This window comes from Sphingomonas aquatilis (genome assembly GCF_014196115.1).
In the GTDB taxonomy this organism is placed as follows: Bacteria; Pseudomonadota; Alphaproteobacteria; order Sphingomonadales; family Sphingomonadaceae; genus Sphingomonas; species Sphingomonas aquatilis.
Window position 1 is genome coordinate 1193661 of sequence record NZ_JACIDB010000001.1, and the last position, 12873, is coordinate 1206533.

At 67.2% G+C, this 12873-nt stretch carries 15 protein-coding genes; 3 read left to right on the forward strand and 12 right to left on the reverse strand.

Going from position 1 to position 12873, the window contains the following annotated elements; translation table 11 throughout:
• Positions 1-6: 6 nt before the first annotated feature.
• Genes GGR47_RS05585 through GGR47_RS05615 form a run of 7 tightly spaced genes read right to left on the reverse strand, consistent with a single transcriptional unit; the run spans position 7 to position 5953 of the window.
• The gene (locus tag GGR47_RS05585; protein ID WP_017978384.1) at positions 7-402 is read right to left on the reverse strand and encodes a hypothetical protein; all 396 of its coding nucleotides are present in this window, start codon (positions 400-402) and stop codon (positions 7-9) included.
• Positions 399-842 carry a dUTP diphosphatase gene (gene dut, locus GGR47_RS05590; RefSeq protein WP_147035974.1) on the reverse strand — a complete coding sequence of 148 codons (444 nt, stop codon included), beginning with the start codon at positions 840-842 and terminating at the stop codon, positions 399-401. The genes GGR47_RS05585 and dut overlap by 4 nt, the downstream gene beginning before the upstream one ends.
• Before the next feature lie 48 nt (positions 843-890).
• Complete coding sequence (locus tag GGR47_RS05595; protein ID WP_147035973.1) at positions 891-1274, reverse strand: VOC family protein; 384 nt, start codon at positions 1272-1274, stop codon at positions 891-893.
• A gap of 51 nt (positions 1275-1325) precedes the next feature.
• A complete protein-coding gene (coaBC, locus tag GGR47_RS05600) occupies positions 1326-2507 on the reverse strand; it encodes a bifunctional phosphopantothenoylcysteine decarboxylase/phosphopantothenate--cysteine ligase CoaBC (RefSeq protein ID WP_147035972.1) in 1182 nt (393 codons plus the stop codon).
• On the reverse strand, positions 2504-3646 hold the full coding sequence (locus GGR47_RS05605) for a hypothetical protein (protein ID WP_307724546.1): 1143 nt from the start codon (positions 3644-3646) through the stop codon (positions 2504-2506). The genes coaBC and GGR47_RS05605 overlap by 4 nt, the downstream gene beginning before the upstream one ends.
• The gene (ubiB, locus tag GGR47_RS05610) at positions 3628-5163 is read right to left on the reverse strand and encodes a 2-polyprenylphenol 6-hydroxylase (RefSeq protein WP_147035971.1); all 1536 of its coding nucleotides are present in this window, start codon (positions 5161-5163) and stop codon (positions 3628-3630) included. Before ubiB ends, GGR47_RS05605 begins: the two co-directional genes overlap by 19 nt.
• 43 nt (positions 5164-5206) lie before the next feature.
• The gene (locus GGR47_RS05615; RefSeq protein WP_147035970.1) at positions 5207-5953 is read right to left on the reverse strand and encodes a class I SAM-dependent methyltransferase; all 747 of its coding nucleotides are present in this window, start codon (positions 5951-5953) and stop codon (positions 5207-5209) included.
• A 57-nt stretch (positions 5954-6010) separates the two neighbouring features.
• On the opposite strand from GGR47_RS05615, the gene mutM reads away from it, so the two are divergent.
• Together mutM and rpsT are read left to right on the forward strand one after the other, a co-directional pair.
• Positions 6011-6826: a bifunctional DNA-formamidopyrimidine glycosylase/DNA-(apurinic or apyrimidinic site) lyase gene (mutM, locus tag GGR47_RS05620; protein WP_147035969.1), complete on the forward strand. Its 816-nt coding sequence runs from the start codon at positions 6011-6013 to the stop codon at positions 6824-6826.
• 269 nt (positions 6827-7095) lie between these two features.
• Positions 7096-7359 carry a 30S ribosomal protein S20 gene (gene rpsT, locus GGR47_RS05625; RefSeq protein ID WP_017978392.1) on the forward strand — a complete coding sequence of 88 codons (264 nt, stop codon included), beginning with the start codon at positions 7096-7098 and terminating at the stop codon, positions 7357-7359.
• Positions 7360-7535: 176 nt separating this feature from the next.
• On the opposite strand, the gene GGR47_RS05630 is transcribed toward rpsT, so the two are convergent.
• Entirely contained in the window at positions 7536-7697 is a 162-nt protein-coding gene (locus tag GGR47_RS05630) for a hypothetical protein (protein WP_165800844.1), read from the reverse strand.
• A 93-nt stretch (positions 7698-7790) separates the two neighbouring features.
• Here GGR47_RS05630 and dnaA point away from each other — a divergent pair, with 93 nt between their 5' ends.
• Positions 7791-9215 carry a chromosomal replication initiator protein DnaA gene (gene dnaA, locus GGR47_RS05635; protein ID WP_147035968.1) on the forward strand — a complete coding sequence of 475 codons (1425 nt, stop codon included), beginning with the start codon at positions 7791-7793 and terminating at the stop codon, positions 9213-9215.
• On the opposite strand, the gene GGR47_RS05640 is transcribed toward dnaA, so the two are convergent.
• From GGR47_RS05640 to secB, 4 genes are all read right to left on the reverse strand, one after another.
• A complete protein-coding gene (locus tag GGR47_RS05640) occupies positions 9158-9424 on the reverse strand; it encodes a DUF559 domain-containing protein (RefSeq protein ID WP_147035967.1) in 267 nt (88 codons plus the stop codon). The two genes, dnaA and GGR47_RS05640, sit on opposite strands and share 58 nt — an antisense overlap.
• Positions 9425-9516: 92 nt before the next feature.
• Positions 9517-10548 carry a tryptophan--tRNA ligase gene (trpS, locus tag GGR47_RS05645; RefSeq protein WP_147035966.1) on the reverse strand — a complete coding sequence of 344 codons (1032 nt, stop codon included), beginning with the start codon at positions 10546-10548 and terminating at the stop codon, positions 9517-9519.
• A 9-nt stretch (positions 10549-10557) separates the two neighbouring features.
• On the reverse strand, positions 10558-12135 hold the full coding sequence (murJ, locus tag GGR47_RS05650) for a murein biosynthesis integral membrane protein MurJ (protein WP_147035965.1): 1578 nt from the start codon (positions 12133-12135) through the stop codon (positions 10558-10560).
• Positions 12136-12160: 25 nt separating this feature from the next.
• Complete coding sequence (gene secB / locus GGR47_RS05655; RefSeq protein WP_043059051.1) at positions 12161-12670, reverse strand: protein-export chaperone SecB; 510 nt, start codon at positions 12668-12670, stop codon at positions 12161-12163.
• Positions 12671-12873 lie beyond the last annotated feature (203 nt).

A 12873-nucleotide genomic window follows, 5' to 3' on the forward strand; every position in this document is an offset into this window, starting at 1 on the left:
GGCGCGTCATTGCGGCCATGAAAAGGTCAGGCTGGTGCGATACCAGTTGCCGGGATCGACCGTGCCGACAGGCGTGCCGCTGCGCATCATGCTCGACACGAGGCCGGCAGAATATTGCTCGACCGATGGGCAACCGATGGCGCGGGGGACGATGCGTCGCGGCTGGGACGCCGCGGAGAACAAGACCGCGAGATCGACCTTGAGCGTCCAGCCGGCGGCCGTCTGGATCGCGGCGGTGCATCGGCCGGCCTGCACCTCGCTCCGCACGAACGCGGACAGGGTCATGCCATCATCGACAGCCCGGGCGAAGGGCAGCGGTCGCAAGGTGCTCCAATCCTGCGGCGGCATCGGTGCGGGCGATGCCACGGCAAGCTGCGCTGCAAGGAACCATGCGATCATCATCGTCCGGTGGACCCGAATCCTCCGCTACCCCGCGCAGTATCCTCCAAAATTTCAACACTTTCCAGTGCCGCGCGCTGGACGGGGGCGGGCACGATCTGAGCGATCCGGTCGCCGCGTGCGATCGGGAACGGCGCGTCGCCCAGATTGATCAGGATCACCTTCACCTCGCCGCGATAATCGCTGTCGATCGTCCCCGGCGTGTTGAGGCAGGTGATGCCGTGTTTCAGGGCAAGCCCCGAGCGCGGACGCACCTGGACCTCGAAGCCATCGGGAATGGCGAAGGCGAAGCCGGTTGCGACCGCCGCCCGCGCGCCAGGCGCCAGGGTCAATGCCTCGGCCGCGACGACGTCCATGCCCGCGGCGCCATCGGTGGCATAAGCGGGCAGGGGCAGGCCTTCGCCATGGGGCAGGCGCTGGATGCGGATGGTCATGGCGGTCATGGCATCGCTCTTAGCGCCCCGGCGCGGGGCTTGTCGAATGTGGTACGATCAGCCGTTATGGACGATGGCCAGCTTGTTGCCCGTCGGATCGCGCAGATAGGCCGCATACCAATGGGGACAGTAATGATCGCGATGGCCGGGTGCGCCCTCATCCTGCGCGCCGTGCGCCATCGCCGCTGCGTGAAAGGCGTCGACCTCGTCGCGCGTCCGTGCGCCGAACGCCATCATCGTGCCGTTGCCCGCGGTTGCCGGCGCTCCGTCGAACGGCTTGCAGATCCACAGCGTCAGGCCGTCGCCGCTGACGCCCGCGGAATAGCCGCGCCAATCGGGAAAGCTGGCATGCGCCGACCAGCCGATCGTCGCCAACACGGCATCGTAGAAAGCATGCGCCACATCGGTATCGGCAGCGCCCAGCGTCACGTACGGATTCATGTTTTGTCTCCCCTTGTGTCAGGGGAGAGGCTATCAACGAATCGGAACGTATCAAGAACACATAAGCGCATCGGCGATGCGGTCTGCGATCCGGAGTGCGACCGCGTCCTTGCCCATCCGTTCCCATGATTCGACGCCCTGGGCCGTCACCAGATGCACGGTATTGGCGTCGCCGCCGAACACGTCGCCCGACACGTCGTTGGCGACGATCCAGTCGGCCCCCTTGCGATCGCGCTTGGCGCGGGCGTGGTCGATCACCTGTTCGGTCTCTGCCGCGAAGCCGACGACGAGACGGGGGCGGTTCGGCCCTTGCGCCACCGTGGCGAGGATATCGACGTTCTCGGTCAGGGTGAGCGCAGGCGGGGCCTTGCCCTTCTTGACCTTTTGCGGCGCGGCCTCGACCCGCCAGTCGGCGACCGCGGCGACCATGACGGCCGCATCCGTGGGGAGGGCGGCCTGCACCGCGTCCGCCATATCCTGTGCCGACACCACGTCGACGCGGCGGACGCCCTCCGGCGTGGCGAGCTCAACGGGGCCCGCCACCAGCGTCACTTCGGCTCCCAGTGCCGCAAGCGCGCCGGCGATGGCGAAGCCTTGCTTCCCGGACGAACGGTTGGCGATGTAGCGCACCGGATCGATCGCCTCATGCGTCGGTCCCGCGGTGACGAGGATATGGCGCCCGGAAAGGCGCGTGTCGGCCGGGGCGAGCGCGCGGTCGATGGCGGCGGCGATCGCTTCGGGTTCGGGCAGGCGACCGGGGCCATATTCGCCGCAGGCCATCGTGCCTTCGTCGGGTTCAAGCACCGTGATGCCGTCGCGGCGTAACTGCGCGACGTTGCGCGACGTGGCGGGATGCTGCCACATCCTCACGTTCATCGCTGGAGCGGTGAGAACGGGCGTGTCGGTCGCGAGCAGGAGCGTGGTTGCAAGATCGTCGGCGATCCCGGCCGCCATGCGCGCGATCAGGTCGGCGGTGGCGGGGGCCACGACGATCAGGTCGGCCTGACGGCTGAGCTGGATATGGCCCATCTCCGCCTCGTCCTTCAGGTCCCACAGGCTGGTGTAGACCTGATCCTCGCTAAGCGCCGCCAGCGTCATCGGCGTAACGAAATGGCTCGCGCCCTCGGTCATCACGCAGCGCACCGCATAGCCACGCTTCCTGAGCAGGCGGATCAGCTCGCACGCCTTGTACGCGGCGATGCCGCCGCCGACGATCAGCAGGACACGTTTCATCGCACGATCCTTTTCACCGTGATCCGTCGCCGGTCGAACACCGCGCTCGACAGGTCCCGCAGCGCATCCGGCACGAAGACGAGGCCGACGAGCAGTAGTGGCGCGATCAGCAGGCCCCAATAGAAGGTGTCGAGCCGGCCGAAGACGCTCAGCACCAGCGCATAGCCGCTGAGCAGGACGACGATCCGCAGGCCCAGCCCCGTATGCCACGCCGCCCAGCCGAACAGCGACAGGCCGACGAGGGGGGCCGCCAGCCACATCGGCAACAGCGCCAGCCCCGTCGACAGCGTCATCGTCCGCACGAAGAAGCCGAAGCCGAGTTGTCCCGACCATCCCTGCGACACGGGATCGAGCGGGCGGATGAAGGCGGCGACGGCATGCGCATGGAGGGCCAGGACCGCGGCGAGCAGCACGCAGGCGATGGCCCAGCCGATCGCCTCACGCCCGCGTCCCTCGACTAGCGCCATCGCTAGCATGACGATGAGGTACAGCCCCGCCGTCTCGCGGATCACCGCGGCGGCAAGCCCGATGGCGATGGCGGGCAGCGGATCGCGGCTGCGGTAGAGCGCGAGCGACAGCGCCAGGAGCAGGCCGGCCCAGATTTCATGGAAGGCGGACAGGCTCGGCTGGACGAAGGGGATGAGCCCCCCAGCGAGCAGCATCATCGCGACGATCCGCGGCGGCAGGCGTGTGAACACGCCGCGCAGCCGCACCCACCAGGCGACGACGACGGTCGCCGCCAGCAGATCGAGCAGCACCAGTACAAGAGGTCCGGGCAGGGCGGCCTCCACGGCGGCGAGCGTCGGCAGTCGCACAGTGACGAAGGGCCGCAGCGGATAGTCGCCCGCGCGCATCGCATCGATCGCGGCCGGATAATAGGACGCACCGTGGCGCACCGCCTCGACGATGCCGTCGTACAAGGCGATGTCGGTCTGGCCGTCGGTGGCCCGCGCGCCATCGGCCGCCGCAGCCGGGACCGGCGTCGCGAACACCAGCAACGTCGCGAGAAGCAGCCCGACGAGCGCCACTACCACCAACCAGGAATCGCGCACGTTCAGCCCGGCAAAGCGCGACGGGCGCGCGATCCAGCGCGGGACGAGCGGCCGGCGCAGCATCGGCGTCAGTGCAGCACCAGCCACGTCGCCGCCACGCTGGCGCAGGCGGTCAGCACGGCGACCGCGGCATAGCGCCAGCCGCCGCCGATGCGCACGACCTCGATCTCGCGCAGCGGGGGGGCGGGGGGCTCGCCGCCGGGGGCAGGGTAGCGCGCCTCGATGCGGCGGATCAGTTCTGGCAGGCCGGCGATGGTACGCACGTCCTGGATCAGGCGATCCGCGATCGCGGCTTCGGGGCCCAATTCGGTGCGGATCCATTCGCGCACGAACGGCGCGGCCGATTCCCACAGATTGATATCGGGGTCGAGGCTGGTCGCCACGCCCTCCACCATCACCATCGTCTTCTGAAGCAGAAGCAGGTGCGGCTGCGTCACCATGTCGAAATCGCGGGTGATGCTGAACAGGCCGTCGAGCATCATGCCGATCGACATGTCCTTCACCGGCAGGCCGCGCATCGGTTCGCCCACGGCGCGCAGCGCGGTCGCGAACTCGGCGACATTGTGGTGCGCGGGGACATAGCCGGCCTCGAAATGGATTTCGGCGACGCGTTTGTAATTGCCGGTGATCAGGCCGTAGAGAATCTCCGCCAGCCACACGCGGGCGCGCCGGTCGATCCGGCCCATGATGCCGAAATCGATCGCGGCGATCTTGTCGCCGGGCAGGGCGAACAGATTGCCCTGATGCATGTCGGCGTGGAAGAAACCCTCGGCGATCGCCTGGCGCAGGAACGCCTGCACCAAGGTGTTGGCGAGCTTCTTCACGTCATAGCCGGCGTCGATCAGCGCCTGACGGTTCGACAGCTTGATGCCGTCGATCCATTCCATCGTCAGCACGCGCGTGGACGAGCGCTGCCAGTCGATTGCGGGGACGACGAAGTCCGGTTCCGCGGTCATCGCCTCGGCGAGTTCGGAGGCGGAGGCGGCTTCGCGCTGGAAGTTGAGTTCGCGCAGCGTCCAGCGGCGGAAATTCTCGACCGTCAGGCGGGGGCGCAGGCGCTTGGCCTCGCCGCCGAGCCCTTCGAGCTGTGCGGCGGCCCATTGATAGGTGTCGATGGCGCGGGTGAAATCGGCCTCGACGCCCGGTCGCAGCACCTTCACCGCGACCTGCCGGCCATCGGTGGTGATCGCGCGATGGACCTGTGCGATCGACGCGGCGCCGACGGGGGTTTCGTCGATCTGGGCGAAGACGGCGCTCGGCGGACGGCCGAGACTGGCCTCCATCGCGGCGCAGATCGTCTCGAAGGGGACGGGGGGCAGCTGATCCTGCAGGCGCAGCAGGTCGTTGGCCGCGACGTCGCCGACGAGGTCCGGCCGGGTCGCGAGTGTCTGGCCGAGCTTGATCGCGGCGGGGCCGATCGCCTGGAAGGCATCGGCGTAGCGCGGCGTGGCCGGCACGCGCGCGCCGAAGCGCGCGACGCGGGCGAGGCGGCGGACGGGGGCAGGCGTGTTGCGGTCCTGCTCGATCCCGCGCAGCGCGCCGTGGCGCGCCAGGATGCGGCCCCACTTCAGCAGTCGCCAGATATGGACGACGGAGGTCGTCACGCGAGCGCCCCTCCCGCCCGGGAGGAGCATGGCCGGTGCGCCATCAGATCTTCCAGCCCGAATGGATCGCGACGAGGCCGCCCATGATCGGCTCCACCTTCGTCCGGACGAAGCCCGCGTCGGCGATCATGCCCTTGAACGTCGGCATGTCGGGGAAGCGGCGTATCGATTCGATCAGATAGCGATAGCTGTCGGCATCCTGCGCCAGCAGCTGGCCGAGCTTGGGCACCAGTTTGTGCGAATAGCCGTCGTATACTTCCTTGAACCCCGGCCAGGTCGTGGTCGAGAATTCGAGGCAGAAGAAGCGGCCGCCGCGGCGCAGCACGCGATGCGCCTCGCGCAACGCCTTGGGGATATCGGTGACGTTCCGGATACCGAAGGCGATGGTGTAGGCGTCGAAGAATGTGTCGGGGAAGGTCAGCGTCTCGGCATTCGCCTCGGTCCACACGAGGCTGTCGAGCCCGCGCTTGGCCGCGCGTTCCATGCCGACCGCGAGCATGTCGGGGTTGATGTCCGCGACCGTCACCGACGCGCCCGATTCCGCAATGCGGAACGCGATGTCGCCGGTGCCGCCTGCCATGTCGAGCACCTGCTCGCCCTCGCGCGGTTGCAGCCGGCGGACGAAGCGGTCCTTCCACAGCCGGTGCATGCCCCCCGACATGGCGTCGTTCATCAGGTCGTAGTTCTTGGCGACGCTGGAAAAGACGCCGCCGACGCGAGCGGTTTTTTCGTCCGGCGCGACATCTTCGTAGCCGAAGGAGACGGTTCCGGTGGGGGCGGTATCGGTCATGGCACCCGCCCTAGCCGTGGCTTGTGGCGGGAGCAAACGCTACCTAGCTTTGGCGGCGTGCCAGAGCTTCCCGAAGTCGAAACCACCGTTCGCGGGCTGACCCCCGTGCTCGCCGGCCAGCGCCTGACCCATGTCGAGCCGCGCCGTGCCGATCTGCGCAAGGCGATCCCCGTCGACCTGCGCCAGCGGCTGACGGGCGCGATGGTGACGGCGCTGGGCCGGCGGGCCAAATACGGGCTGATCGACACCGATCGCGGCGATACCCTGATCTTCCACCTCGGCATGTCGGGGCGCTGGCGCGTCGACCCGGCCGAGCGACTCGCGCACGACCATCTGCTGATCGAGACGGGCGAGGGGCGCAGCCTGGCGCTCAACGACGCGCGGCGATTCGGTTTCCTCGATCTGTGGGAGACGGCGGCGATCGACGCGTATCCGCCCTTTGCGGCGATGGGGCCGGAGCCGCTGGGGGAGGGATTTACCGGCGCGTATCTGCACGATGCGTTGCAGGGCCGCGCGGCGCCGATCAAGGCGATGCTGCTCGACCAGCGGATCGTGGCAGGCCTCGGCAACATCTATGTGTGCGAAGCGCTGCACGTCGCCCGGATTTCGCCGACGCGGCCGGCGGGGCAGATTTCAGCGAAGCGACTCGAGGCGCTGGCGGTGGCGGTACGCGACGTGTTGCTCGCGGCGATCGAGGCCGGCGGATCGACGCTGCGCGACTATGCCCGGCCGGATGGCGAGCTGGGGTATTTCTCCAAGCAATTTCTGGTCTATGGCCGCGAGGGGGAACCGTGCGCATGCGGCGGGACGGTGCAGCGCCGGGTGGATAGCGGGCGGTCGACCTTTTATTGTCCCAAGTGTCAGAGGGGGTAGGGCTTGGCTTTCCGCATGGGCCCTGCATTCGTCATTCCCGCGCAGGCGGGAATCCAGAGACGCTACCCTTTCGGTTTCCCCTCCGACGTTAGAGGTTATGGATCCCCCCCCCCTTCGCGGGGATGACGACCGAGCGCCGGGATGACGAAAGAGGGGCGAAACGGTTGACCCCGCCTCCCGCAATCGCTAAGGGCGCTGCCTTCGAGACGGCATAGGGTGTTCCCGGCGCCTCTTTTACACTGACCACATTACTCGCAAGGACGTACCGAATGGCGAATACGCCGCAAGCCAAGAAGCGCATCCGTCGCAACGCACGCCGCGCCGAAATCAACGGCAACCGCGTCGGCCGCATCCGGACCTTCGTCAAGAAGGTCGAGTCGGCGCTTGCTTCGGGCGACAAGGCTGCGGCGACGACGGCGCTGTCGGCCGTTCAGCCGGAGCTGGCCCGTGGCGTCGCCAAGGGCGTGCTGCACAAGAACACCGCGAGCCGCAAGTTCGCGCGTCTGACCAAGGCCGTGACCGCGCTCGCCTGAGCCGTCCTTCACGTCCGCAAATCAGCCCGTCGGGACCGTCCCGGCGGGCTTTTTTGATGCCCAAAATGGATGGGTTTGGAACGAAAAGTGAAAGGCAGGACTCACCGCGATTCGTGCCTCGAGTCCGTCGCCCCCGCGGGTCTGGCGGCGTGCATTAATGTCATAATATCAATGACTTATAAGATTTCCGAACGCATTTCCGCGGGCGGAGGGCTGTCAATCCTCTTTATTTCAGGAATGTGACCTGCGGGGGGCTTGATCGACTCGGTGGAGGCTTCATAACTCGCCTTCACCGCGGCGCCGTTCTGGGCCAGCGGGGACTTGAACAGCGTGGGCATGCCGAACGGCCGGTGGTCGTAAGGGGGATCTGTCTGTCTGAACTACAGCCACTGGGGTGACACGCGTCGCTTCCGGTAACGAAGGGGCGTGCGTTGAACGATCGGCAGGTAGCGGCGGTGACGGAGAGCGAGGCGCAACGCGCCTGGGCGCGCGTCCGCAGCAACCTGCGCGAATCGGCCGGTGCGCGGTTGTTCGAACAGTGGCTGAAGCCGATGGAGCTGATCGAGGACGGTGATCCCGACGCGATCCGCCTCGCGCTGCCATCCGCCTTCATGACCAACTGGGTCCGCAACCATTATGCGGACCGGCTGATGCTGGAATTCCGTGCGCTGTTGCCCGGCGTGCGCAGCGTGTCGATCGAGACGCGTGTGGCGGCCCCGGCGGTGAAGCTGGTTGCCGAGGCGCCTGCGACCCCCGCGCCGCAGCCCGCCGCGGTGCTGCCGTTCATGCAGCCGGCCCCCGCCGTCGTGGCCAGCGATGCACCGCGTGCCGAACGGCCGCCGCTCGACCCGCGCTTCACCTTCGATCGCTTCGTCGTCGATGCGGCGAATCGCGTCGCGTTCAATGCCGCGCGCGCGCTGGCCGAACCGGGCGTGCCGCGGTTCAGCCCGCTGTTCCTCCATTCGGGGACGGGGCAGGGCAAGACCCACCTGATGCACGCGATCGGCCATGCGTTTCTGGCGCAGCATCCGGACGCGACGGTGCTGTGCATGTCGGCCGAACGCTTCATGTTCGATTTCGTCAGCGCGCTGCGCGCGCGCGACACACACGCCTTCAAGCAGCGTCTGCGCAGCGCCGATCTGCTGCTGATCGACGACCTGCAGTTCATTGCCGGCAAGGATTCGACGCAGGAAGAATTCTTCCACACGATCAACGAGATCATGGGGGCGGGGCGCCGCCTCGTCATCTCCGCCGATCGCTGCCCGCAGGCGCTGGACGGCGTTGAGGCGCGGATCATCAGCCGCATGTCGGTCGGCCTCGTCGCCGATATCAAGGCGCCCGACCTCACGTTGCGCCGTGCCATACTGGACAGGAAACTCGCAGACCTGCCCGAGGCAAAGGTTCCCGCAGAGGTGCTCGACCTGCTGGCCGCGCGCATCCACGCCAACATCCGCGAGCTGGAAGGCGCGCTGAACCGCGTGATTGCTTATGCGCAGCTGACCGGCGACCGTATCGACCTGGATTTCGCGCTGACGACGCTGGGCGACGTGCTGCGCGGGGCGCAGCGGCGGGTGACGATCGACGAGATTCAGAAGCTCGTCAGCCAGCATTTCGAGCTGAAGCCGCTCGATCTGGTGTCGGCGCGCCGCAGCCGCGCCGTCGCCCGTCCGCGGCAGATCGCCATGTATCTGGCCAAGCGCCTGACGACGCGCTCGCTGCCCGAGATCGGCCGCAAGTTCGGTGGGCGCGACCATTCGACCGTCATCCACGCGGTGCGCAAGATCGAGGAATTGCGCGATCAGGACCGCGATATCGATGCGGCGGTGCGGACGCTGATGCGGGAACTGGAAGCGTAGGTTCTCCCCTCCCTGGACGGGAGGGGCCGGGGGTGGGTGGCCGCTTGCGCTACCGCCGTAAGGATCGCGGCGTAGACGCCGTCGAGGTTATCCAGCACATCGCCGTTCCAGAAGCGGAGGATCATCCAGCCGTGCACCGCGAGGTAGGTTGAAGCCGCAGCCTTCTGCGGCGGATCGAAATGACCGCGCAAACAGGATTGGTTCGTCATTGCGAGCGCAGCGAAGCAATCCAGGGCGTCTTGGTTCGGCTCTGGATTGCTTCGCTGCGCTCGCAATGACGCGCAGCTAGCGCGCGGTGATCTCAAAGCATCAGGCCCATGGCTTCCTGCGCCTGCCGCAACACCGGCGCGGCGAGGTCGCGTGCCTTTTCCGCACCCGTGTTGAGGATCGCGTCGATCGCGCTGCGGTCGTCGAGCAGGCGGACCATCTCGTTGCGGATGGGCCCGAGCTTCGCGACGGCGAGATCGGCGAGGTCGGGCTTAAACGCGCCGAAGCCCTTACCCGCATAGTCGCCGAGCACGTCCTGCGGCGTGCGATCGGCGAGCGCGGCGAAGATCGTCAGCAGGTTGCGCGCTTCGGGTCGCTCCGCCAGTTCCTCGACGGTGGCGGGCAGCAGGTCGGGGTCGGTCTTCGCCTTGCGGAACTTGTCGGCGATCGTCTCGTCGCTGTCGATCAGCTTGACGACCGACTGTTCGGACGGGTTCGACTTGGACATCTTCGCCGACGCATCGCGCAGGCTCATGATCCGCGGTGCCGCGGCGCTGACCAAGGGTTCGGGCAGCGTGAACAGGTCGACGCCGTAATCGGTGTTAAACTTGGTCGCGATGTCGCGCGCCAGCTCCAGATGCTGCTTTTGGTCCTCGCCGACGGGCACGTGCGTGGCGTTATAGAGCAGCACGTCCGCGGCCATCAGCACCGGATAATCGTACAGGCCGACGCTGGCGCCTTCGCGGTTCTTGCCGGCCTTGTCCTTGAACTGCGTCATGCGGTTGAGCCAGCCGACGCGCGCGACGTTGTTCAGCAGCCAGCTGAGTTCGCTGTGCGCGGGCACGCGCGCCTGATTGAACAGGATCGAGCGATCGGGATCGATGCCGGCGGCGATCATCGTCGCGGTCATTTCGATCGTGTTCGCGCGCAGCTGATCGGGCGCGATAAATTCGGTCAGGCCGTGCAGGTCGGCGATGAAATAGAGCGTCTCGCCGCCCTCCGCCTGGATCGCATCCTGCATCGCGACCCACTGCTTCACCGCGCCGAGGTAATTGCCGAGGTGGAGGTTGCCGGTGGGCTTGATACCGGACACCACTCTTTTCGAGAGGGGGCGCTGAGCGGACATGGACGAACCTTAGGACTGGGAACGGAGAAGCTGGCGGATGTCGCGCGGCTTGAGGGCGCCGGTCGCGAACACCGCGGCGGCATAGACGAGTGCGCCGGTGCCGACCAGCACCGCCATCGCCGCCCAGCGGATCAGGCTGGCGCCGGTGCTGTAGGGCTGGAACAGATCGTTAAGGAAGTACATCACCGCGCCCATCGCGAGGGCCGCGGCGAGCAGACGCGGCGCGCGGCGCTTGAGTTGCGCGTCGACGACGAACTGGCCGCGCTTGACGAGCGTGCGATACAGGAGCGCGACGTTGACCGTGCTGGCGATCGCGGTGGCGAGCGGCGGCCCCATATGCTGGAGCGGCACGATCAGCGCGAGGTTGAGCGCCAGGTTCACCCCCATCGAGATTGTCGCGTAGCGGACCGGCGTCTTGGTGTCGGAGCGCGCATAATAGCCGGGCGTCAGCACCTTCACGAGGATGTAGGATGGCAGGCCGATCGAAAAGGCGGCGAGCGCCTGCGCGGTGAAATGCGTATCGGTCGCATCGAACTTGCCATGCTGGAACAGCGCCGCGGCGATCGGCGCGCCGCAGACGACCAGCGCGACCGTGGCGGGCAGGGTGAGCAGCAGCGCAAGCTCCATGCCGCGGTTCTGCGTCGTCATCGCCGCCGCATCCTCGCCGCGACCGAGCAGACGCGAGATGGTCGGCAGCAACACGGTGCCAAGGCCGATGCCGATGAGACCGAGCGGCAATTGGTTCAGCCGGTCGGCGGCGTAGATGTACGAGACGGAGCCGGACGGCAGCAGGCGCGCGGCAAGCGCGGTCGACACAACCAGGTTGATCTGCACCGCGCCCGCACCGGCGGCGGCTGGACCGATCAGCGCCATCAAACGCTTCACATCGGGGCCCAGGCGGGGCAGCTTCAGGCGCAGCGTCACGCCCGCCCGGCGGCAGGCATACCACAGCCACAGCAATTGTAGCGCTCCCGAGACGGTGACCGCGATCGCCTGATTGCGCGCGGTCATCAGCGGCAGATCGTCATGGAAGAACAGCAGCGCGGCGATCAGCGTCGCGTTGAGCAGGATCGGCGCCGCCGCATTCACCCAGAAGCGGTGCAGCGAGTTGAGGATGCCACCGAGCAGCGACACCAGGCTGATGAACAGCAGATAGGGAAAGGTGAGGCGCGCGAGCTGGACGGCGAAATCGAATTGCTTCGGATCGACGCCGTTGAACCCGCCCGACAGCGTGTAGGTGACGGGCCACGCCGCCACTTCCATCACCGCGGTCATGACGATCAGGACCGGCAGCAGGATCGACAGCGCATCCTCGGCAAAGGCGATGCCGTGCGCCAGGCCGCTGCCTTCCTTAGCCTTGTCACCCTCGGCCACCTTGCGGTTGAACATCGGGATGAACGCGGCGGAAAACGCGCCCTCGGCGAAGAGCGCGCGGAACAAATTGGGCAAGCGGAACGCGATCATGAACGCGTCCGAGGCGAAACCTGCGCCCACGAAGCGAAAGAACAGCGAATCGCGGAGCAGCCCAAGCACGCGGCTGGCCAGCGTCAGCCCGCCGACCGAGCCGAGCGCCTTGGTAAGGTTCATGGCGCCCGGCCCCGTCGATCAGAAATCAGGCGTGGCCGACGTCGCCGACCGAGAAGGCGCCATTCTGCTCCGCCTGCGCGAGGTAGAGCTGGCCGAAGTCGATCGGCTCGAGCAGCAGCGGCGGGAAGCCGCCGTCGCGCACGCAATCGGCCAGGACGCGGCGCGCGAAGGGGAAGAGCAGGCGCGGTGCTTCGCCCAGCAGGAACGGCTGGATCGCATCGGCCGGCACGTTGCGCAGGCCGAACAGGCCGGCATAGGTCAGGTCGACGATGAACGCGGTCTGGCCCTCGGCCTCTGCCTTCACGTCGATCTTGAGCAGGACTTCATGGACTTCCTCGCCGACCTGCGCGGTGCCGATGTTGAACTGCACGTCAATCGCGGGCGGGTTCGGGTTCTGGAAGATCGCCGGCGCGTTCGGGTTCTCGAACGAAAGATCCTTGACGTATTGCGAGATCAGGCCCGCCGCGGGTGCGGTGTCTTCGCCATTGCCGGTCGGCTGCGTGTCGATCGTGGTGCCGTTGTCCTGGTCGGCCATGGAGACAATCCTTCGCGAGAAAAAGCGGTGAAGAAGCAGCGAGGCCGTGGGACCGAAGCGGCCCCTCGCACGTTCGATGCCGATGGCGCCCGCGCCTAGCAGCGCCGGTGGACTGTTTCAACGGCGGTAAAGGCCGCGGAGACGGATCGATGCTGTGGTTTGAAACGTAACGGCTTTCGGCCTATGTATCGGTCAAGATCGGA

Coding starts and splice junctions, on each gene's coding strand:
- GGR47_RS05585 (WP_017978384.1), bottom strand. CDS start 402: ATGATGATCGCATGGTTCCTTGCAGCGCAGCTTGCCGTGGCATCGCCC.
- dut (WP_147035974.1), bottom strand. CDS start 842: ATGACCGCCATGACCATCCGCATCCAGCGCCTGCCCCATGGCGAAGGC.
- GGR47_RS05595 (WP_147035973.1), bottom strand. CDS start 1,274: ATGAATCCGTACGTGACGCTGGGCGCTGCCGATACCGATGTGGCGCAT.
- coaBC (WP_147035972.1), bottom strand. CDS start 2,507: ATGAAACGTGTCCTGCTGATCGTCGGCGGCGGCATCGCCGCGTACAAG.
- GGR47_RS05615 (WP_147035970.1), bottom strand. CDS start 5,953: ATGACCGATACCGCCCCCACCGGAACCGTCTCCTTCGGCTACGAAGAT.
- rpsT (WP_017978392.1), top strand. CDS start 7,096: ATGGCGAATACGCCGCAAGCCAAGAAGCGCATCCGTCGCAACGCACGC.
- GGR47_RS05630 (WP_165800844.1), bottom strand. CDS start 7,697: ATGCCCACGCTGTTCAAGTCCCCGCTGGCCCAGAACGGCGCCGCGGTG.
- GGR47_RS05640 (WP_147035967.1), bottom strand. CDS start 9,424: ATGACGAACCAATCCTGTTTGCGCGGTCATTTCGATCCGCCGCAGAAG.
- trpS (WP_147035966.1), bottom strand. CDS start 10,548: ATGTCCGCTCAGCGCCCCCTCTCGAAAAGAGTGGTGTCCGGTATCAAG.
- murJ (WP_147035965.1), bottom strand. CDS start 12,135: ATGAACCTTACCAAGGCGCTCGGCTCGGTCGGCGGGCTGACGCTGGCC.
- secB (WP_043059051.1), bottom strand. CDS start 12,670: ATGGCCGACCAGGACAACGGCACCACGATCGACACGCAGCCGACCGGC.